General features: G+C 71.5%; 15 protein-coding genes. 10 read left to right on the forward strand and 5 right to left on the reverse strand.

Annotation, left to right across the window (positions count from 1 at the left end; all coding sequences use genetic code 11):
- The first annotated feature begins 1 nt into the window (after window position 1).
- A complete protein-coding gene (locus NLX85_RS16465) occupies window positions 2-1,642 on the forward strand; it encodes a DUF4127 family protein (protein WP_254336005.1) in 1,641 nt (546 codons plus the stop codon).
- Window positions 1,643-1,709: 67 nt separating this feature from the next.
- Here the strand turns inward: NLX85_RS16465 and NLX85_RS16470 are convergent, their stop codons facing one another.
- From NLX85_RS16470 to NLX85_RS16490, 5 genes are all read right to left on the reverse strand, one after another.
- On the reverse strand, window positions 1,710-2,645 hold the full coding sequence (locus NLX85_RS16470; protein ID WP_254336007.1) for an ion transporter: 936 nt from the start codon (window positions 2,643-2,645) through the stop codon (window positions 1,710-1,712).
- 150 nt (window positions 2,646-2,795) lie between these two features.
- On the reverse strand, window positions 2,796-3,089 hold the full coding sequence (locus tag NLX85_RS16475) for a DUF1330 domain-containing protein (protein ID WP_254336008.1): 294 nt from the start codon (window positions 3,087-3,089) through the stop codon (window positions 2,796-2,798).
- A 195-nt stretch (window positions 3,090-3,284) separates the two neighbouring features.
- Entirely contained in the window at window positions 3,285-5,594 is a 2,310-nt protein-coding gene (locus tag NLX85_RS16480; RefSeq protein ID WP_308210747.1) for an SDR family NAD(P)-dependent oxidoreductase, read from the reverse strand.
- 81 nt (window positions 5,595-5,675) lie between these two features.
- Window positions 5,676-6,563 carry an LLM class F420-dependent oxidoreductase gene (locus NLX85_RS16485; protein ID WP_254336010.1) on the reverse strand — a complete coding sequence of 296 codons (888 nt, stop codon included), beginning with the start codon at window positions 6,561-6,563 and terminating at the stop codon, window positions 5,676-5,678.
- A gap of 144 nt (window positions 6,564-6,707) precedes the next feature.
- A complete protein-coding gene (locus NLX85_RS16490) occupies window positions 6,708-7,388 on the reverse strand; it encodes an NADPH-dependent F420 reductase (RefSeq protein ID WP_254336012.1) in 681 nt (226 codons plus the stop codon).
- Between the two features lie 184 nt (window positions 7,389-7,572).
- Here NLX85_RS16490 and NLX85_RS16495 point away from each other — a divergent pair, with 184 nt between their 5' ends.
- From NLX85_RS16495 to NLX85_RS16535, 9 genes are all read left to right on the forward strand, one after another.
- Complete coding sequence (locus NLX85_RS16495; RefSeq protein WP_254336013.1) at window positions 7,573-8,148, forward strand: TetR/AcrR family transcriptional regulator; 576 nt, start codon at window positions 7,573-7,575, stop codon at window positions 8,146-8,148.
- 107 nt (window positions 8,149-8,255) lie between these two features.
- On the forward strand, window positions 8,256-10,118 hold the full coding sequence (locus tag NLX85_RS16500; RefSeq protein WP_254336015.1) for a GAF domain-containing protein: 1,863 nt from the start codon (window positions 8,256-8,258) through the stop codon (window positions 10,116-10,118).
- 83 nt (window positions 10,119-10,201) lie between these two features.
- A complete protein-coding gene (locus tag NLX85_RS16505) occupies window positions 10,202-11,836 on the forward strand; it encodes a class I adenylate-forming enzyme family protein (RefSeq protein WP_254336017.1) in 1,635 nt (544 codons plus the stop codon).
- Entirely contained in the window at window positions 11,833-12,705 is an 873-nt protein-coding gene (locus tag NLX85_RS16510; RefSeq protein ID WP_254336018.1) for an alpha/beta hydrolase, read from the forward strand. The genes NLX85_RS16505 and NLX85_RS16510 overlap by 4 nt, the downstream gene beginning before the upstream one ends.
- Entirely contained in the window at window positions 12,702-13,883 is a 1,182-nt protein-coding gene (locus NLX85_RS16515; RefSeq protein ID WP_254336020.1) for a lipid-transfer protein, read from the forward strand. The genes NLX85_RS16510 and NLX85_RS16515 overlap by 4 nt, the downstream gene beginning before the upstream one ends.
- Window positions 13,880-14,701, forward strand: a complete 822-nt coding sequence (locus NLX85_RS16520) for an SDR family NAD(P)-dependent oxidoreductase (RefSeq protein WP_254336027.1) — start codon at window positions 13,880-13,882, stop codon at window positions 14,699-14,701. The genes NLX85_RS16515 and NLX85_RS16520 overlap by 4 nt, the downstream gene beginning before the upstream one ends.
- Before the next feature lie 134 nt (window positions 14,702-14,835).
- The gene (locus NLX85_RS16525) at window positions 14,836-16,389 is read left to right on the forward strand and encodes a GH25 family lysozyme (protein WP_254336029.1); all 1,554 of its coding nucleotides are present in this window, start codon (window positions 14,836-14,838) and stop codon (window positions 16,387-16,389) included.
- A gap of 95 nt (window positions 16,390-16,484) precedes the next feature.
- Window positions 16,485-17,909: a M1 family metallopeptidase gene (locus tag NLX85_RS16530; protein WP_254336031.1), complete on the forward strand. Its 1,425-nt coding sequence runs from the start codon at window positions 16,485-16,487 to the stop codon at window positions 17,907-17,909.
- Window positions 17,910-18,183: 274 nt separating this feature from the next.
- Complete coding sequence (locus NLX85_RS16535) at window positions 18,184-20,655, forward strand: M14 family metallopeptidase (protein ID WP_254336033.1); 2,472 nt, start codon at window positions 18,184-18,186, stop codon at window positions 20,653-20,655.
- The last annotated feature ends 128 nt before the right edge of the window (window positions 20,656-20,783 follow it).

Raw genomic sequence — 20,783 nt, forward strand, 5'->3', positions numbered from 1 at the left:
CATGAGAAGACGTACCCTCCTGGCCACCGGCGTGGCCGGGCTGGCCACCGTGGCCGTCGGCCGGCCCGCCGTCGCCGGGCCCGCCGACCGGCAGCCGACCGTGGCGCTGGTGCCGCTGGACGACCGGCCGGTCAACACGTACGCCCCGCAGATGACCGCGGCGAGTGCCGGCGCCCGGGTGCAACTGCCGCCGCGGGAACTGCTGGGCCGCTTCTTCACCCCCGGCGACGGCGCCGCCATCGCCCGCTGGCTCGGCGCCACCGACGGCGTCGACGGGTACGTCATCTCGGTCAGCATGCTCGCCTACGGCGGGCTGATCGCCTCCCGCACCGCCGCACCGACCCTGGCCGCCGCCCTGGACAACCTGGCCGCCGTCCGGAATCTGCGCGCGACCCGGCCGGAGGCGGTGATCGAGGTGCACGACACCATCCAGCGCCTCGCGATCACCAGCACGGGCACCGAGCTGGACCGGTACCGCGACGCGCTGGTCAGCTGGGCGAAGCTCTACGACCAGGTGGTGAACCTCGGGCAGGAGGCGCTGCGGGCCCAGCTCGACGCCGTGCGGGCGCAGATCCCCGACCAGGTCGTCGAGGACTACCTCGCCGCGCGGGCCCGCAACCACCAGGTCAACCGGCTCATGGTCGAGTGGGTCGCCGACGGCACCATCAGCCACCTCGTGCTCTCCGAGGACGACACCGCGCCGGTCGGCCTGGCCCGGGCCGAGCGGGTGGAACTGGAGGCGCTCGTCGCCCGGCTCGGCGTCGAAGACCGGGTGGAGATCTTCCCCGGGGCCGACGAGGTCGACGCGCTGCTGGTCGCGCGGGTGATCGCGGCCGGCACGACGCCCACCTACCGCGTGGAGTACGCCGGCGTCTCCGGCGAGAACTGGACCGCCCAGCTGGAGGGCATCCCGTTCGCGGAGAACATCCGCCGGCACGTGGCCGCCGTGGGCGGACGGGTCGTGAGCGGTGACGCGGACATCGTCCTCGCCGTGAACACCCCCTCGGCCGCACCCGGGCAGCGGGCCGCCGACCTGGACGCCTTCGTCGGGCGGATCGGCGCGCTGCTGGCCGCCGGCACCCCGGTCATCGTGGTGGACCCGCTCATCGTCAACAAGGCCGACCACGACCTGGTCGCGCGGATGGAGAGCGGCCTGGACCTCGCGGCGCTGCTGTCGTACTCGGGGTGGAACACCGGCGGCAACGCCCTCGGCCTGGCGCTCGGGCACGGCACCGCCCGGTGGGCGTACCTCCGCTCCTCGGGCAGCGGGTTCGGGGTGCCCGAGCTGCGCGGGCCCGGCCAGGCGCACGCCGAATATCTGCTCTACCGGTTCGTCAAGGACGACCCGTGGAAGAACGTCGTGCAGGTCGAGGCGTACGCGCACGCGCGGGCGCAGGGGTGGGACCCGCTCGCGCTCACGCCCGAGCAGAAGAGCTACTTCGACGGCTGGGTGAGGGAGCGGCTCGTGCCGCTGACCGAGCGGTACTTCGCCGACCACTTCGCGGGGCACCGCATCGTGCTGGGCCGGCGGGGCGCGAAGACGTTCACGGCAACGTTGGCGGGCTTCGAGTCGGCGCGGGTCGAGCTGCCGTGGGACCGGCTCTTCGAGGTGATCCTGGAGCCCCGGCTGCGGTTGTCCTGACCGGAGGGCCGGTCGCGCCGGGTCTCACCCGCCGGCGCGACCGGTCCGGTGCCGTGCCTGTCGGGGCTCAGCCCGCGCGCTCGCGGTGCGGGCGCGGTCGGTGCTGGCCGTCCTCGCGGTCGATGCGCAGCTCCCGTTCGAGCTCGCCGATGACGGCGCGCAGGTCGTCCAGCCGTTGGGTGAGCGCGATCCGGTCGAGCTCGTCGGGGATCCCGTCGCCGTCCTCGTCGTAGTCCGGCGACAGCCGCTCCGTCATCTCCAGCCGGCGGGCCTCCTCCATCGAGTTGACGATGACCGCGATGAGGATGTTGAGCAGCAGGTTCACCGTGATCAGCACGTAGCTGACGTAGTAGACGAGAGTCCACGGCGAGACCGCCATGCCCTGCTGGAGCAGATCCGGCAGGGTCTCCAGCGACAGCAGCACGAACAGCGTCAGCAGCGAACGGCCGATGTCGCCGTACTGCTCCGGGTACCGCTCCCCGAAGATCAGCCAGCCGGCCATGCCGTACACGTAGAGGGTGACCGCGGCCAGGGCGAGGAAGCCCGCGACACCGGGCAGGCTGCGCCAGAGCGCCGCCACGATGGTGCGCAGCCCGGGTGAGAACCGCACCAGCCGCAGCACCCGCGCGACCCGCAGGAACCGCAGCACCCCCGAGTCACCGTGCAGGCCGGGAATGAAGATGCTGGCGATCACCAGGAAGTCGAAGACGTTCCAGCCGTGCCGGAAGAAGTCCTGCGGCCGGCGGCCGAAGGCCAGCACCCGGATCGCGATCTCGACGACGAAGACGAGCCGGAAGCACCACTCCAGCCACCGCAGGGCCGGGTGCGCCGCCCCGAGGTCGCGGTAGGTCTCGAAGCCGAGCACGACACCGTTGAGCATGATGACCACGACGATCACCACGTCGAAGGCGCGCGAGTCGGCGATCAGCCGGCAGCGGTCCGCCAGAGCGGACCGCCCGACAGGCGGTGCGCTTCGTTGCCTGGGCAGGCCGGGCGGCCTCACCGCCCCTGCCCGCCCAGGCTTCCACCGGAACCGTCGGGCTGAGCGGGTGCGCGGTGCCGGGCAAGCATGCCGACAAGCCTAGAGGTGCGGCGGGTTCACATTCGTCGCCGTCCCCTGCTGACCCCGTCCGCGTTCGCCCATCGCCCGGCGTCAGGATGCCGCTTCGATGATGCGCAGGTCGCGGTCGGCGCCGTCGCCGAGCGCCCGCAGCGCCTCCTGGTAGGCGGGGGTCTCGTGGGCGGCGAGCGCGGCGTCGACGCTGTCGAACTCGATCAGCGTCGTGCGCTCCAGCCGGCCCGACTCGAACGCGTACGACGGCAGGCCGCGCGCCAGGAACGTGCCGCCGGCGGCGCTCAGTGCCGGACCTGCCAGCTCCGCGTACGCGGCGACCTTCTTGTCGTCGCTGATGGACCGGTAGGTGGTGATCCAGTAGGCCTTGGGCATTGTCGCTGACTCCCGCTCATCCGGTCGGGCGCTCCCCTGCTGGATTGCCCTACGAAGGGTAACGGTCACCGACGGGCGCTCGGTCACGCCTCGGCGCCCCGGTCCACCGGACAAGCCTCCGTGACCCTGCCCGACCAGCAGCGCAGCGCCGCGACGCCGCGCCGACATGCCGCACCCACCACTCGGGAACACTGGTCACCCTTCCCGAGTCGGCTTGCCGGTGGCCGAGCGGGGCAGCGCCGTGACGATGACGATGTCCCGGGGCAGTTCGGCGCGGGTGAGCCGGTGCCGCAGCCACTCCCGGAGGCTGGCCTCGGTCAACGTGCGATCTGCGCGCACCTCGACCGTGGCCAGCAGGCGCTGGCCGAACTCCTCGTCGGGTACCGGCCGCAGCGCGGCGTCCGCCACGTCGGGGTGGCTGGTGATCGCGGCGGCAACGGGGCCGGGGTACACGTTCTCCCCACCGGAGACGATCATGTCGTCGACACGGCCGTCCAGCAGGAGCCGGCCCACCAGGTCGAGGTGGCCCAGGTCGCCGGTGGCGAGCCACGCGCCGTCCGGCTGCCATCCGCTGACCTGCACCTCGCCGACGTGGCCGGGTGGGAGGGGCGCGCCAGCGCGGTCGACGACCCGCAGTCGTACGCCGCGCGGTGCCCGGCCGACGGTGCCGGGCGCGGCTCGCAGGTCGGTAGGCGTGGCCATCGAGGCCCAGCCTGCCTCGGTCGTCGCGTACATGTTGAAGACGCGGTCGCCGAAAAGCCCGCGCAGTCGCTCGCCGAGTTGAGCCGGGAGAGGGGCGGCGCCACTGATCACCGCCCGCAGGTGGCGGAGTGGGGGGCGATCGGTCACGGGGAGATCGCACATCCGCCGCAGCTGGATGGGCAGTGCGACGAGCAACCGGGCGCGGTGTTCCTCGACCGCGTCGAGGATGTCCTGCGGCCCGCGGCCGCTGACCAGCACCACCGGCCCGCCGAGGGTCAGGCCGGCCGCGAGGTACGTCAGCCCGTAGCCGTGATGGACCGGTGCGGCGACGGCGATCGGTTCCCCAGGGCGGACCGGGGTGAGCCGCAGGTGGGTGATGGCCGGGCCGAGGAGCATGCGCGCCGGCAGGGGTCGGGACACGCTGCGAGAGGTGCCGGTGGTGCCGGACGTCAGCACCGACATTCGGCCCTTGCCGCGGCCTCGGGGCGGACACGTCGCCGGGTCTCCGGCCAACAGCGTGGATACCGGGACGGTGGGCACTGGGCACGCGGGCGCGTCCGACTCGTGGACGAGCGCGACCAGGCGTTCCCGGGTCACGAGGTCGGTTACGCGGTCGGCGGGCAGGTCCGGGGGCAGCAGCAGCACGTCAGCGCCGGCGCGGGCCAGGCCGGCCGCTGCGGCGACGAAGCCGCGGTGATCGCGGCAGGCGAGGCCCACCCGGTCACCGGGCTGCACGCCGAGGGTCGCCTCGGCCGCCGCCGCGCACCTGCCGGCGGCCGCGTCGAGTTCCGCGTACGTGGCCGGTCCGTCCTCATCGATCATGGCGACCGCCGTCGGCGACCCGGCGGCGATCGCCGTGGCGAGGGTACGCCCGTGGCGGCGGCCAGCCCGCGCCAGACGCACCAGCCGGCCCGGCCGCAGAAGGCCCGCGCCGACGATGACCCGTAGCGGTTCGGTCGCCGTCACCACCCGTAGTCCCGCGGCGAGCACCCGCTCCACCGCGCGGGGCAGCGCGGCCGCCACCACCGAGCCGAGCCGAGCCCACCATGGCCACCAGGTCCGCGGGCACGCGACGGCGCGGCACACGATGCCCGCCGCCTCGGCGGCCGACATCGCCGGCGCACGCCGGTAATGCACGGTAGGTGCAAGCATCCGGGTACGCACCAGGTTGCAGTACACCGTGCTGACGGTGACGCCGTCATGCCGCAGCTCGGCGGCGGCAGTGCGCAGCCACGTGTCGAACGCCGCCTTCGAGGCGTGGTACGCCGACCAGTGCGGGGTGTTGACGGCGAGTCCGGCGGTCGAGACGTTCACGAGGTGCCCGCCGCCGGTGGTCCGCATGCCGGACAGCAGCACCAGCAGCAGTTGGGCCGGCCCCAGGTAATTCAGGTTGATCGTGCGTTCGAGGTCGTGGAACCGGTCGGCGGTGTCGGCGACCCCACGGCGGATCGACCGTCCGGCATTGTTGACCACCACGTCGATCCGGCGGTACCGCGCGAGCAACTCCTCTGCCAGCGCGGCGGCCTGCGCGGGTACTGACAGGTCAGCGGTGTGAACGTACGCCACGCCGCCGCCCGCCACGATCTCGTCCCGAACCTGCTCCAGCCGCGACGTCGTGCGCGCCACAAGAAGCACGACAGCGCCCGCTTCGGCCAGGCGGCGGGCGGTCGCCGCGCCTATCCCCTCAGACGCGCCGGTCACGAGGACAGTACGACCGGCGACCGCCGCGCGCAGCCGGTCAGGGCTCACCCCACGTCCGGTGATCCCCGCAGCAATCCGCACCCAGTGCATGAGCCCGCCCATCACATGATTGTGCGGCCAGCGACGCGTTGATCGGCGGCCCGAGGAGCCGGCGTGCGGGAAATGGGGAGATACCGGCTCGGTTCACAGCTGCTTCAGGCATGGCACGATGTGCTCACCGAGCCCTTCGACGAACCCGACCGGGTCACCGGTCCAGGGCATGACGTGAACCTCCTCGATGCCCACCGCGGCGTACTCGGCCATCTGGTCGGTGAAGGCCTCGCCGCCCTCGGCGTGCGTGGCGACCGGCGCAGCCCACAGCACCGTCTTACGGATGCGGTCGTAGTCGGTGCCCTCCCGCGCGCAGTGCTCGGCGAGGACTTCCAGCTTGGCGCGCACCTGCTCCGGGCCGGTGTCGGGGCGGGCGAACAGGTTGGTGGCGTCGGCGTAGCGGGCGACCAGGCGCAGGGTCTTCTTCTCCCCCGCGCCGCCGATCATGATCGGTGGACGGCGCAGCGGCTGCGGGGAGTTGATCGTCTCGGCCAGCTGGTGGTGCTTGCCGTGGAAGGGACCGTTGTCCTCGCTCCACATCTGGTGCACGATCCGCAGTGTCTCCTCCAGCCGCTCGAAGCGTTCGGCCAGCGGCGGAAACGGCACGCCGAATGCGTCGTGCTCGCGCTCGTACCAGGCCGCGCCCAGCCCGAGGACCGCCCGCCCGCCGGACAGCACGTCCAACGTCGAAACGATCTTCGCGAGGAGGCCGGGGTGCCGGTAGGTGACCCCGGTGACCAGCAACTGCAGCTCCACCGAGGTGGTGTGCGCGGCGAGAAAGGCGAGGGTGGTGTAGCCCTCCAGCATGGGCGCGTCCGCGTCGCCGAGGCCCATGCCGGCGATCTGCAGGTAGTGGTCCATCGTCGACAGGTTGTCCACACCGGCGGCCTCGGCCGCGACGCCGACCCTGGCCAGGGTCGGGCCGATCGCGGCGGCGCCGCCGGGGACGTCGAAGTTGACCAGGTGTACGCCGAGTCTCATCGCGATCTGCCTTCCGTCGTCGTGGTTCCGAGTCGGAGCCCCGGCCGGTGATCAGCACGGTCCTGCCGGCCATCGGCTTGGCGTCGTCGGTCGTCACCGGGGCGGGTGGCCGGGCGTCGACCGGCCACCCGCGTGTCGGCCGGGTCAGCGGACGATCTTGAAGTTGAACATCGGGGTGTCCAGCGCGCCCATCAGGCGCAGCCACACCGGCAGGAGCATCTCGGTGCCGCGGGCGGTGGAGATGTCGCCGAGGTCGATGACGTCGGTGTGGCCGAAGGACTCCAGGAGGCCGGTCACGGTCTTCTTGGCCTCGGCGTCGTTGCCGGAGACGAAGATCGAGTGGTCGGCGTCGGCGAGGGCCTTCGGGTTGACCATCAGCGCCGCGGTGAGCGTGTTCAGCGTCTTGACCACGCGCAACTGCGGGAAGGCGGCCTGGATCTGCTCGCCGAGGCTGTCGGTGTCCTTGACGAACAGGGTGGGCGGGAACCCCTGGCTGAAGTCCAGCGGGTTGGCGATGTCGATGAGGATCTTGCCGGCCAGGTTGTCGGTGCCGGCCGCCTGCAGCGCTGCGATCGACACGTCGCCGGAGGTGGCGTTGACCAGCAGCTCGGCGCCGGCAGCAGCGTCGGCGAAGGGGGCCAGGCGCACCTGCGGATGTTCGGCGGCCCACGCGGCGTAGGGCGGGTTGCCCATCCCGTCCGGGGTGGTCCTGGCCAGCGTCGCTGCGACGTCGCGGGTGCCGACGGTGACCTCGTGGCCCAGCTCCGCGAGGCGGCCGGCCAGCGCCTGGCCGACCATGCCGGTGCCCAGAACTGCGATCTTCATGGTGCTGCTCCCTCGTGACGGCTCGGTATGCGCCCATTCCGGTTCTCGGCCAGCGCTCATCGAAGCTAACAGACCGGTCTGTCTACCCGCAACCCGCCTTCACTTGCCACTCGCGAATCAGGGTCGCTCAACTAGGCGCACAGACTTGTCTGTACAATCGGAGCCCTGCCACGGAGGTGAACGGATGAAGCAGTCAGCGCAGCCCGCGCGGGAGCGCATCCTCGACACGGCGTTCCAGCTGTTCTACGCCCACGGGCCCCGCGGCGTGGGCGTCGACACCGTCATCGCCCGGTCCGGGGTCGCCAAGGCGACCCTGTACAAGCACTTCCCCCGCAAGGACGACCTCGTGCTGGCGTACCTGGACAAGGTCGACCAGGTGTGGTTCGGCCAGCTCCGCGCCGCGGCCCGCGCGGCCGGCGACGACCCGCGCGACCAGCTGGTCGGGATGTTCGACGCGCTCGCGTCCGCGTGCCGGCGTGAGGGTTACCACGGCTGCGCCTTCATCAACACCGCTGCCGAGACCGAGACCGGCAGCGACGTGCACGCCCGCACCGTCGAACACAAGCAAGTGGTGCTGGGCTGGGTGACCGACCTGGCCCGCCGGGCCGGCGCCACCGACCCCGCACTGCTCGCCCGCCAACTGACCCTGCTGCTCGACGGTGGCCTGTCCGCCGGCGTGCTCGACGCCGATCCGGCGACGCCGGCCGCCGCCAGGGCGGCCGCCCGCGCGCTCACGGACGCCGCCTGCCCCACCCGTTAGCCGGACGATCGGGACGTGGCGGGGTTCCTGGCCGAGCCGGGCGCGGAATCCCGCCTTCGTTCACGGCGTGTTACGGTCCGCGACCACGAGGGTGGGAGCGGAGGGCCATGACGACAGTCGCCGAAGATGTGGCTCGCCAGGCACTGCGCCTGCTCGCCGAGCCCGGGAACGCGTCGGCCGAGCGCCTGGCCCGGTTGCGCACCGAATTGGCGGGCGACGCGCGAGCACGTGAGAGCGTCGCCCTCGCCCTGACGGTCAGTGAGCGGCTGGCCGAGCGGGATCGGCGCGAGCGCGAGCTGACCGCACTGTACGAGACGGCTGGCGACCTGTCGTCGCTGCGGGACGTCGAGGAGGTGCTGCGGGCGATCGTCGCCCGCGCGCGGGGACTGCTGGGCACCGAGGCCGCCTATCTGATGCTCATCGACGAACAACGCGGCGACACCTACGTGCGAGTCACCGACGGCATCCACACCGACGCGTTCAAGACGGCCCGGCTCGCGATGGGCGCCGGGCTGGGCGGACTGGTGGCGCAGACGCGCCAGCCGTACGCCACCCCGGACTATCCGCACGACAAGCGGTTCGTGCACACCGTCGACGAGGTCGTCGGCGACGAGGGCCTGATCGCGGTGCTGGGCGTACCGCTCCTGCTGCGCGAGAAGGTGATCGGCGTGCTGTTCGCCGCCAACCGGCGGGAACGGCCCTTCGCCGACGCCGAGGTCGCCCTGCTGATCTCCCTGGCAACCCACGCGGCGATCGCCATCGAGACCGCCTCGCTCTTCGCCGACGTACGCGCGCACGGTGACCTCATGGAGCGGGCGGCCGACGTGCACGAGCGCCTCACCACCGTCGCGGCCGAGGGCGGTCAACTGCCGGAGGTCGCGGCCGTGGTCGCGGAGGTGCTGGCCGCCGACGTGATCGTGGCCGATCCCGGTCTGCGGGTCCTCGCCTCGGCCGGCCCGCTCGCACCGGCGCCGGGCGACCCGGTGACCGGTGTGGTGGCGGAGACCTGCCGGTCGGCGATCACCACGCGGGCGACCGCGGCGACGCGTGAGGGCTGCGCGTCCCCGGTCGTCGTCGACTCTCAGGTCCTTGCCGTCCTGGTGGCCTGCCGAGGCGATTTCGGCGTCGACGACCAGCGCACCGTCGAGCGGGCTGCCCTGGTGGCGGCCATCCTGCTGCTGACCGAGCGGCAGCTGGCCGAGGCCGAGCACCGGGTACGTGGGGATCTGCTGACCGAACTGCTGGCCGATGCGCAGCCGGACCCGGACGGGCTGCGGCGGCGGGCCCGGCTGCTCGGATGGGACCTGGATCGGCCGCACGCGGTGGTCGTGGCCTACCCCGAACGGGCTGAGGACCGCCGCACCGTGGCGAGCGCCCTCGGCAGCTGGGCAGCCCAGTGCGGTGGCTTGTGCGGCGAGCACGGCCGGGACGTCGTCGTGCTGCTGCCCGGCACGGACCCGGCGTCCGCTGCGCCGGCGGCGGTGGATCGCCTGCGCCGGGCCGTCGCCGCTCCCGTCACCGTCGGTGCCGCCGGCCTCGGAGCGGGGCCGGCGGGGCTGCGTGACGCGCACCGCGATGCCCGGCACTGCGTCGACGTCCTGTGCGCGCTGGGCAGAGCCGGCACGGCGGCCAGTCCCCCGGATCTCGGCGCGTTCGGGCTGCTGTTCGGCCCGGCCGGCCGCGATCGGGTAGCGGCGTTCGTGCAGCGCACCCTCGGTGCGCTGGTCGATTACGACACGCAGCGCGGATCGGAGCTGCTGCGGACGGTGGAGGCCTACTTCGACGCCGACGCCAGCCACGTCCGCGCCGCCGCGGCGCTGTTCATCCACGTCAACACGCTCTACCAGCGGATCGAACGCATCAACGCGCTGCTCGGTGAGGGGTGGCGGACCGGTGAGGAGGCGCTACAGGTTCAGCTGGCCGTCAAGCTGCACCGGATCGTCACCTTCACGGAGCAGCACTCGGTTTAGTGGTCGACTCCTCCGTCGAACCGGCTCAGTAGTGTGGGAATCCTCCATCGTCCACCGGCCTGAACGGGCCCTAGGTTTCGCTCATGGAGTCCCGCTCATCCGACCCACGCAGGCCCGTTGACGACTTCCGGCCACGGTGGCCGGGGTTCGCCGCCTTCTTCCGTGACCGGACCGACCTCGACGCCGCGTACCTGACCGAGCTGCACCACGCGCGGGACACCCGGCGCGCCTGGACGGTCGGCGAGTGGCGGTCCCGGGTCGAGGCGACGGCGGTCTGGCTGCGTGGGCAGGGCATCGGTCCGGGGGACGCGGTGGCCACCCTCGCCGGCAACACCGCCGAGGCACTCGCGGTGGCGTACGGCTGCTGGCTGATCGGGGCATGCTGCGTCCCCCTGAACGCACAGGAGGCCACCGACCGGCAGGTCTTCGTGCTGCGCGACTCCGCGGCGCGCCTGCTCGTCCACGCGCCGGAGCACGCCGACCGGGCCGCCGCCCTCGCCGGGGCGACCGCCCTGCCGTTGCACCACACCGACAACCTGCCGACCGGGAGCCCGACCGCGGTGGAGGACCCGGCGACCGGGCTGGACGTCGCGGCGTTGCGGCTCTACACCAGCGGCACCACCGGAGAGCCGAAGGGCATCATCACCACGGGCGGCAACCTGCTGTCGGACCTGGACGCCCTCGCGAGCACCTTCGCCTGGGGTCGTGACACGCGTGTCTACACGGTGCTGCCGGTGCACCACGCCAACGCCCTGGTCATCTCCAGCCTGCTGCCGTGGCACACCGGCGCCTCCACGGTCCTGACCGACCGGTTCCGGACCGAGCGGTTCTGGGCCGACGTGGCCGCCGAGCGGGCGACCACCGCCAGCCTGGTGCCCACCCTGCTGGAGTTCCTGCTCGCCGGCGACGGCGAGGCGCCCGGGTGTTTCGCCGAGGTGCTGTGCGGCGCCGGGCCGCTGCTGGTGGAGACCGCCCTCGACTTCGAGAAGCGCTTCGCCGTCCCGATCCGGCACATCTACGGCCTGTCGGAGACCACCTGTGTCGCCTCCGCCATGCCCGCTCTCCCCGAGGAGCAGCGCCGTCACTGGCATGCCGACTTCGGCTTCCCCAGCATCGGCAGCGCGCTGCCGCACGCGCAGATGACCGTGCTGCACCCGCTGACCGGCGAGGAAATGCCCCCCGAGGTCCGCGGTGAGCTGGCGGTCCGCGGCGCGATCATCATGCGGGAGTACGCCGGGCGGCCCGACGCCACCGCCGAGGCGTTCCGCGACGGATGGTTCCACACCGGCGACGAGGGCTTCTGGCGTCCCGGCCCGGACGGGCGCCCCGCCTTCTTCATCACCGGGCGGATGAAGGAACTGATCATCCGGGGTGGGCACAACATCTCCCCGTTCGAGATCGACGAGGCGCTGCGCACCCATCCGCGGGTGGCGTTCGCCCTCGCCGTGCCGTTCGAGCACCGGATCTACGGCGACGAGATCGCCGCGTACGTCGTCCCCGACGGGCCGCTGACCGAGCAGGAGGTCCTGGACCACTGCGCGGCCCGCCTCGACTTCGCCCACCAGCCCAAGGTGGTCGTCTTCGGCGACGACGTGCCCTACACGGCGACCGGCAAAGCCAAGCGCCTGGAACTGAAGAAGCGCCTCGCCGCCGAACTCGCCGCATACCGCGACGCCGGCTTCCGTCGTCCCAAGGTCGCCCGTGAGGAGCAATCGTGAATCCCGAAGAACTCGACGTCCCCGTCGCCGGCGGCACCCTGCGGGTCTGCCGCTGGCCGGGCGGGACCGGCCCGACCGTGCTGGCCGCGCACGGCATCACCGCCAACGCCCTGTCCTGGGCGCCGGTCGCCGACGCCCTGGCCGGCCGCGCCACACTGGTCGCCGCCGACCTGCGCGGGCGCGCGGGGAGTGCCGCGCTGCCCGGTCCGTACGGGCTGGCCCAGCACGCCGACGACCTCGTCGCCGTCCTCGACCACCTGGGCCTCGACCGGGCACCGATCGTGGGGCACTCGATGGGCGCGTTCGTCGCCGCCGTCGCCGCGCTGCGCCACCCGGACCGCGTCTCGTCGGTGCTGCTCGTCGACGGCGGCGTCACCCTGCAGGTGCCCGAGGGAGCGAACATCGACGACATCCTGGAGGCCGTCATCGGCCCGGCCATGCGCCGCCTGCAGATGACGTTCGACAGCGAGCAGACGTACCTGGACTTCTGGCGGCGGCATCCCGCGCTGTCCGCGGCCTGGTCACCCGCCGTGCGGGACTACGCGCTGCGCGATCTGGTCGGCGAACCGCCGGCACTACGCTCCTCCTGCTCGCTGGAGGCGGTACGCCACGACGCCACCGACACGCTGCTAGACGAGCAGACGACGACCGCGGTCCACCGCATCGGGTGCCCGACCACCTTCCTGTGGTGCGAACGCGGCATCCTCGACGAACCGCAGGGCCTGTACGACGAGGCCCGCCTCCAGGCGGCCGGCCTCGACCGCGGCCGCATGAGCGTGGAGAAGGTGGCCGACGTCAACCACTACACGATTCTGCTGTCGCCGAAGGGCGCCGGCACCGTGGCCGACCACATCGGGCGGCTGGCGTGAGGCCCGTCCTGATCGCGGGCGTGGGCATGATCCCGTTCCGCAGGCCGTCGCACACCCTGGCGTACGACGTGATGGGCGAGACGGCCGCGCGAGCCGCCCTCGCCGACGCGGGCGTCGACTATGCGCTGGTGCAGCAGGCCTACGCCGGCTACGTCTACGGCGACTCCACCTGCGGGCAGGCCGCACTGTACGGACTGGGCACGACGGGGATCCCGGTCGTCAACGTCAACAACAACTGCGCCACCGGGTCCAGCGCGCTGTGGCTGGCCCGGCAGGCGGTCGCCACCGGCGCCGCCGACTGCGTCCTGGCGGTCGGCTTCGAGCAGATGGCCCGGGGTGCGCTCGGGATGGCCTTCGGCGACCGCGACAGCCCGCTTGCCCGCGGTGACGCCACCCGTTCCCGGCTGCAGGACGACGAGGGCGTGCCGTTCGCGGTGGCCTACTTCGGCGGCGCCGGCGCCGAGTACGCCCGCCGCCACGGCACGCCGGCGGAGACGTTCGCGGCGATCGCGGTCAAGGCCCGCCGCCACGCGGCCCACAATCCGAACGCGGTCTTCCGCGACGCCGTCACCGTCGAGGAGGTGCTGGCCTCCCCGCCGATGTACGGGCCGCTGACCCGGCTGCAATGCTGCCCACCTACCTGCGGTGCCGCCGCGGCCGTGCTGTGCAGCGCCGACTTCGCCCGTCGCCACGGCCTCGACACGACCGTGACCATCCGCGCCCAGGCCCTGGTCACCGACACACCGGGCACGTTCGACGAGACCGACATGATGCGGCTGGTCGGCTACGACATGACCCGCACCGCCGCCGATCGCGTCTACGCCGAAGCCGCAGTCGACCCGCTGGACGTGCCGGTCGTGGAACTGCACGACTGCTTCACCACCAACGAACTCATCAGTTACGAGGCGCTCGGCCTGACCCCGGAGGGCACGGCCGAGAAGTTCATCGCCGACGCCGACAACACCTACGGCGGCCAGGTGGTCGTCAATCCTTCTGGCGGCCTGCTCGCCAAGGGCCACCCGCTCGGCGCGACCGGCCTCGCCCAGTGCGCCGAGCTGACCTGGCAGCTGCGCGGCACCGCCGGCCCCCGGCAGGTCGAGGACGCGAACCTGGCCCTCGCGCACAACGTCGGCCTCGGCGGCGCCTGCGTCGTCACCCTCCTGGAAAGGACCGCATGAACAATCTGCAGGGGCGCGTCGCGCTGGTCACCGGCGCAGGACGCGGGATCGGCCGGGCCATCGCCACCAAGCTCGCCGCACACGGCGCCCGGATCGTCGTCAACGACCTCGATCCCGGTCCTGCTGCGGAGACCGCCGAGCTGATCGAAAAGGCCGGCGGGCAGGCGGTCGCGATCGCCGGCAGCGTCACCGATACCGACTTCGCCGGACGGTTCGTCGACGCCGCCGTGTCCACCTTCGACGGGTTGGACATCATCGTCAACAACGCCGGCTACACCTGGGACGCGGTCATCCAGAAGACCACCGACGACCAGTGGGCCGCCATCCTCGACGTGCACCTCACCGCCCCGTTCCGCTTGCTGCGCGCCGCCCAGCCGGTCATCAGACGGCTCGTGGAGCGGGACCGCGGCACCGGCACCACGCATCACCGCAAGGTCGTCAACGTCTCGTCGATCTCCGGGCTGGCCGGCAACCCCGGCCAGGCCAACTACTCGGCAGCCAAGGCAGGCGTCGTGGGCCTCACCAAGACCCTGGCCAAGGAGTGGGGCCGGTACGCGGTCAACGTCAACGCCGTCGCCTACGGCGTCATCCGCACCCGGCTGACCGATCCGGCAGGGCCGGGCAGCATCGACGTCGAGGGCCGGCAACTGGCCGTGGGCCTCAACCCTGGCATCGCGGCCTCGCTGGACCGGTCGATCCCGCTGGGGCGCGCCGGGACCGTCGGGGAAGCGGCCGGAGCGGCCTACCTGCTGTGCACGCCGGAAGCGGACTACATCACCGGCGAGGTGCTCCTCTGCGCGGGTGGCTACAGCTTCTGACAGAGCCATGACCCGAGCTGGCGCGCCGCTGGTCGGAGCATCTTTGGACAAGTGACCCATACCTGTGCGCCAGAGACGGGGTTACGCTTTCGACGGACGCGGCGTAGCCCTTGGCCGGTGTCTGGAGGCGAGCCATGGTACGCAGAGCGCTGGCTGTGCTGCTGGGTGCGGCGGTGGGGTTCGTGGGGCTTGCCGGAGGCGCGTCGCCGGCCCGGGCGCTGCCGACCCCGAGTGGATACGCGATCACCGGCGTCGACGTGTCCTACTTCCAGGGACCATCGCTCGACTGGGCGGCGACAGCCCGGGGCGGTGCGAAGTTCGCCTACATCCGGGCCAGCGAGCAGGACGGCCAAGCGGTGCCGCACAACAATCCTGATCCCTTCTACGCCACCAACTACACCGGCGCCCGGGCCAACGGCCTGTACACCGGGGCGTACCACCGGGCCCGCCCCGACCTGAGCAGCGGCAAGCAGCAGGCGGACGTCCTGCTCGGCTTCGCCCCCTACGTCGCCGATGGACGCAGCCTGCCGCCGATGCTGGACCTCGAGTGGCCCCGGGCCGACTGGGGTCTGAACGACTGCTACAACATGACCCCCGCGCAACTGGTGGCCTGGATCCGGGACTTCGTCACCGAGATCGCGGTACGCACCGGCCGGCAGGCCATGATCTACACCAACACGAACTGGTGGAATCCCTGTACGGGCAGCAGCCAGAGCTTCGCGGCGAACCCGCTGTTCATCGCGAACTATTCACAGAATCCGCCGCCGTTGCCGGCCGGCTGGTCGTCCTTCACCGTCTGGCAGCACGCCGCGGGAGCGCCCATTCCCGGCTCCGACTTCTCCACGCCCGATCTGGACGTCTTCAAGGGCGACCACGCGTCGCTGGCCCGGCTCCTCGGCGGTCCCGCGACGAGCTGGCTGGCGACGGTGAACAACCGTTACGTGACCGCGGAGACGGCCGGCGCCTCAGCTCTGATCGCCAACCGGACCGCCATCGGGCCCTGGGAGCAGTTCGACCAGATCGACGTGGGGGGCGGGTTCGTGGCGTTCCGCGCCAGGGTCAACGGCCGGTACGTCACGGCCGAAGACGCCGGCGCCTCACCGCTGATCGCCAACCGCACGGCCGTGGGGTCCTGGGAGAAGTTCCGTGTCATCCCCAACGCCGACGGCACGGCCAGCCTGCTGGCCAACGCGAACAACCGGTACGTGACCGCGGAGCAGTCCGGCACCCTGCCGCTGATCGCCAACCGGACCGCCGTCGGCGCCTGGGAGAAGTTCCGCGTCGTCACGCCGCCAACCCTCGTCAACCTGCTGGCCACCGTGAACCTCCGGTACGTCACCGCGGACAACGGCGGCGCCTCAGCCTTGGTCGCCAACGGGACCATGACCGGTCCGTCGCAGCAGTTCGACCAGATCGACGTGGGGGGCGGGTTCGTGGCGTTCCGCGCCAGGGTCAACGGCCGCTACGTCACGGCCGAGAACGCCGGCGCCTCACCGCTGATCGCCAACCGCACAGCCGTGGGGTCCTGGGAGAAGTTCCGCCTCATCACCAACGCCGACGGCACGGCCAGCCTGCTGGCCAACGCGAACAACCGGTACGTGACCGCAGCGCAGTCCGGCACCCTGCCCCTGATCGCCAACCGGACCGCCGTGGGCCCATGGGAGAAGTTCATCCGGCTGACCAGTTGACCGGAGACCTTGACGCTGCCTGCTCGTTGCGGGTGGATTGGGCGTACGCATCTGGCGACCAGCGGTGCCACGGCAGTCCAAGGGAGAGAATCCACATGACAATCCCACCGTTGCGCGGTGCCGCGCTGGCCACCGCAGCCCTCGTGACCATCGGGTCGTTGGCGGTACCGGACGCGGCCGGCGCAGCACCTGGCAATCCCGGAGCCCCTCGCTACTCGGCCGGCGCGGCGAGCGTCGGCGACCCGTACTTCCCGGACGAGGGCAACGGCGGATACGACGTCCAGCACTACGACATCAACTTCTCCTACGACCCGGCGACCCGGTTCATGGCCGCCACCGCCACCGTCACCGCGATCGCCACGCAGGATCTCGACCGGTTCAACCTGGACTTCCGCGGTCCGGAGATCTCGTCGCTGACGGTCAACGGGCACGCGAACGACTTCGTCCGGGACGGCCAGGAACTGGTCGTCACGCCGCGGCCGAAGCTCAGGACCGGGCAGGCCTTCACCGTGGTGGTGAGGTACGCCGGCGTACCGGGTCCGATCACCGACCCGGACGGGTCGATCGAAGGCTGGGTGCCCACCGACGACGGCGCCTTCGTGGTCGGTGAGCCGCAGGGCACGCCGGCCTGGCTGCCCACCAACGACCACCCGACCGACAAGGCCACCTTCCGGTTCACGGCGAAGGTGCCCGAGGGGCTCACCGCCGTCGGCAACGGGCAACTCCTCTCCCAGGAGACGCGGGACGGCTGGACCACCTTCACCTGGGACTCGACCGAGCCGATGGCCACCTACCTGGCGACGATCACCATCGGCAATTTCGTGGTCACCGAGTCGACCACGTCGAGTGGGATCCCCGTGTACGTTGCGATCGACCCGCGACAGGTCGCCGGGTCCTCCGCCGCGGTCGCGCAGATCCCGCGGATGATCGAGTTCTTCACCTCGACGTTCGGCCCGTACCCGTTCGCCTCGACCGGTGCGATCATCGACCGGGCCCCCGACGTGGGCTACGCCCTGGAGACCCAGACCAAGCCGATCTTCTCCAGCGCGGCGAGCGTCGGCACGATGGCCCACGAGCTGGCACACCAGTGGTACGGCGACTCCGTCTCGCCGCGGCGTTGGTCGGACATCTGGCTCAACGAGGGCTTCGCCACCTACGCCCAGTGGATGTACACCGAGTACAACGGCGGCGCGTCGGTCGGCCAGACCTTCAACGGCGGCAGCAACTACGGTCGCGCCGCGTCGTCGCCGTTCTGGCAGATCGTCCTCGCCGACCCGGGCCCCGAGGACATGTTCAGCAGCATCCCGTACAACCGGGGGGCGATGACCCTGCACGCGTTGCGGGGCAAGGTCGGCGACGACGCCTTCTTCCGCATCCTGCGCGAGTGGGCGGCCGGCCACCGGTACCGCGACGCCGCGACGGCCGACTTCATCGCCCTCGCCGAGCGGGAATCCGGGCAGAATCTCGATGCCTTCTTCGACGTGTGGCTGTTCCAGAAGGGCAAGCCCACGGCCTGGTGACGTATGTGCGGGCCTGCAACCGGAATGGTCGCGGGCCCACACGCCTCAAGTAATGCTCAAATCCAGTTCGGCCAATCCTTCACAGCGAAGACGCTGCATACGCTCAGCGCACCCAGCTCTCTCACGGTCCTCCCCGACCCGTCACGGCGGTGACCACCGTCGCGCACGGGACGGCCCTGTGCGAGCTCGGCGTGACCGTCGCGGATGGTCGGCCCGACCCGCAGCCGGCCCGGCCACCGCGTCCACCGCACGTCGCAAGCAGAAGGAGGGGAGAATGCGACGCATACGACGGCGCATTGCGCTTTTCGCGGTGCCCACCCTGGTGGGAAGCGTCCTCATGGCAACCGGGCCGGCGGGTGCGGATCCCGCGGGGTCGGCAGCCACGGCACGATCCAGCCTCGAGGTTCCGGAGGCCGCACGTCTCGTACGCATCAAGCTGACCGGCGCCGACATGCTGGACAAGGTGGTCGCCGCCGGATTCGACCTCGAACACGGCCTGAAGCGCGTGCCGACCGGCATCGAAGGCGAGGCGGTGGCGACCGCCGAGCAGGTCGCCGAACTCGAGGCGCTGGGCGTCGAAATCCTCGGCGACGGCGAGGGCTTCGCCTGGAGCGAGGAGGCCGACGGCGGCCTCCAGGCCCTCCGCGCGCAGGCTGTCCAGCCGCTCACTCACGAGGAGACGGTACGCATCGCCCGTGCCGACTGGTTCACGACGAAGGGCCAGGGCTTCCTCTACGTCGAGGCGCGGACCACCGAAGGGGCGCAGACGAACCCGGTCGTCGGGATGCAGCTCGAGAACGACTCGGGCCCGGGCACCTCGTTCGGCTCCGCCCGGACCATGAGCCGCTTCGTCGATTCCGGGCAGTACATGTTCCACCGGAACCTGTTCAAGCTCGACGCCCGCCCGAGCCAGATCCGGGTCACGAGCTCGACGGGGGGTGTCGCGACCGGCTACGTCTCCAACTGGCTCGAGGACGGGGCGCCGCCGCTGACGGCGAACCCCGCCTACAAGTGGGACTTCGTCGACGGTTACCGGCACCCGCAGCAGCTCTTCAGCCGCGCGGAGGAGATCGCCCGCCAGTACCCGGACATCGCCGAGATCGTCTACCTGCCGAACAAGACGAACGGCTACCAGCGGAAGGCGCAGGCCACGATCGGCGGCACGGGGCAGAGCGCTGTCGTCGTCAGCTCGGCCGCATGGGGCCACGAGGGCGGCAACGACATCACCGTCGAGTTCGTGGACCGGCCGGGGGCGAACCTCCCGCTCGGGGTCGAGGTCGCGGGCAAGGCGGTCCGCGTCCTCCTCGCGAAGGACGCCTCCGGCGGGCTGGCGAGTACGGCCGCCCAGGTGGCGGCGGCACTGGAGAGCCAGTCCCAGGGCCTGATCGACCGGGCGCACCCGTATCGCACCAACGCGGGCACCGGCATCGTCGCGGCGACCTCCGGCCCGGTCGCGCTGACCGACTTCCTCGACCAGAAGCGCGTCGGCGCGCCGGAGGGCGAGGTGCCGCGCGGTCCGGCCACGATCCCCGTCCTGCGGATCGGCAAGCACCGCGACGGCAGGAACCCCGGTGTGCTGATCCAGGCGCAGGACCACGCCCGCGAATGGGTGCCCGCGACGACCAGCCTGGAGTCGGCCGAGCGCCTGGTGCACAACTACAAGTCCGACTGGGAGACGAAAAAGATCGTCGACAACACCGACGTCTTCTTCATCCTGTCCAACAACCCCGACGGGGCGAACTACAGCTTCTACAACTTCGCCTCACAGCGCCGGAACATGACGAACCACTGCGCCGACGACAACGCCGATCCGGCCCGGCGCAACTCCTGGGGTGTCGACCTGAACCGGAACTACCGGGTCGGGTCGGCTCACGACGGCTACTCGGGCGGGTCGAACAGCTGCGTCAGCGACACCTACCAGGGACCGGAGAAGCTGTCCGAGCCTGAGTCGAAGAACATCATCTGGCTGGTCGAGAAGTACTCGAACATCAAGTTCATGATGTCGGTGCACTCCAACGGCGGCCAGCTGTTCTGGCAGCCGGGCGCCTACATCGCGGACGGGCGGATCACCACGCCGCGTCCGCCGCTGGGTGACGAGGCGTTCTACTGGCAGTCGGCCGCCAGGATCCTGTCGCAGGTCAAGGCGCACCGGCAGACCGTCGTCACGCCGGAGAACGTCGGCGGCTCGTCCGACGTGCTCTACTCCTCCGCGGGCAACGTACGCGAGGACCTCTACCACACCTACGGGATCTACGCCTTCGGCTGGGAGGTCGGCGGCTCGATCTACAACCCGGCCACCGGCGACTGGCAGGGCGGTTCGTTCCAGCCGGCGTGGGAGGGAAACCCGGACCTCGTCAGCGGCCACTCCGAGACGATGGAGTACGCCAACGGCATCATGGAGATGTTCAAGATCGCGGCGGAGTGGGGCAAGGACCACCAGATGCCGACGTCCCGGCTTGTTCCCGGCGGCGGGAAGTACTCCGGGCCGGTCGACGTGCGCTTCGAGACCAGCGAGCCGGCCACGATCTACTACACGACGGACGGCAGCCGGCCCACCCTCGAGTCGCCGCGCTACGCGGCGACCGAGTTCCGTGAGCCGGGGCAGGTGTTCCACGTGACCGAGACCACCACGTTCCGCTGGTTCTCGATCGACAGCGCCGGCAACATCGAGCAGAACTACGACCCGTCGAACAACGACAGGCGCAACAACTACCGCACGGCGACGATCACGGTCGCCGAGCAGTAGTCAGGCGCCGCCCTCCGGTGATCATTGCCTCGTCAGCGGGGTTCCGCCCTCGCTGACGAGGCAATGGTCGTGCTCGGCGCCGTTGACAGGCGCGTCCTGGACCGGCCGGCCCTGCCAGACCGGGCGCC

This window comes from Micromonospora sp. A3M-1-15, assembly GCF_024213425.1.
GTDB classification, from domain to species: Bacteria; Actinomycetota; Actinomycetes; order Mycobacteriales; family Micromonosporaceae; genus Micromonospora; species Micromonospora chersina.

Excerpts from the sequence above, each read along its gene's own strand:
- NLX85_RS16465 (WP_254336005.1), top strand. The coding sequence starts at position 2 with ATGAGAAGACGTACCCTCCTGGCCACCGGCGTGGCCGGGCTGGCCACC.
- NLX85_RS16530 (WP_254336031.1), top strand. The coding sequence starts at position 16,485 with ATGACAATCCCACCGTTGCGCGGTGCCGCGCTGGCCACCGCAGCCCTC.
- NLX85_RS16520 (WP_254336027.1), top strand. The coding sequence starts at position 13,880 with ATGAACAATCTGCAGGGGCGCGTCGCGCTGGTCACCGGCGCAGGACGC.
- NLX85_RS16485 (WP_254336010.1), bottom strand. The coding sequence starts at position 6,563 with ATGAGACTCGGCGTACACCTGGTCAACTTCGACGTCCCCGGCGGCGCC.
- NLX85_RS16480 (WP_308210747.1), bottom strand. The coding sequence starts at position 5,594 with ATGGGCGGGCTCATGCACTGGGTGCGGATTGCTGCGGGGATCACCGGA.
- NLX85_RS16525 (WP_254336029.1), top strand. The coding sequence starts at position 14,836 with ATGGTACGCAGAGCGCTGGCTGTGCTGCTGGGTGCGGCGGTGGGGTTC.
- NLX85_RS16500 (WP_254336015.1), top strand. The coding sequence starts at position 8,256 with ATGACGACAGTCGCCGAAGATGTGGCTCGCCAGGCACTGCGCCTGCTC.
- NLX85_RS16475 (WP_254336008.1), bottom strand. The coding sequence starts at position 3,089 with ATGCCCAAGGCCTACTGGATCACCACCTACCGGTCCATCAGCGACGAC.
- NLX85_RS16535 (WP_254336033.1), top strand. The coding sequence starts at position 18,184 with ATGCGACGCATACGACGGCGCATTGCGCTTTTCGCGGTGCCCACCCTG.
- NLX85_RS16495 (WP_254336013.1), top strand. The coding sequence starts at position 7,573 with ATGAAGCAGTCAGCGCAGCCCGCGCGGGAGCGCATCCTCGACACGGCG.
- NLX85_RS16505 (WP_254336017.1), top strand. The coding sequence starts at position 10,202 with ATGGAGTCCCGCTCATCCGACCCACGCAGGCCCGTTGACGACTTCCGG.
- NLX85_RS16490 (WP_254336012.1), bottom strand. The coding sequence starts at position 7,388 with ATGAAGATCGCAGTTCTGGGCACCGGCATGGTCGGCCAGGCGCTGGCC.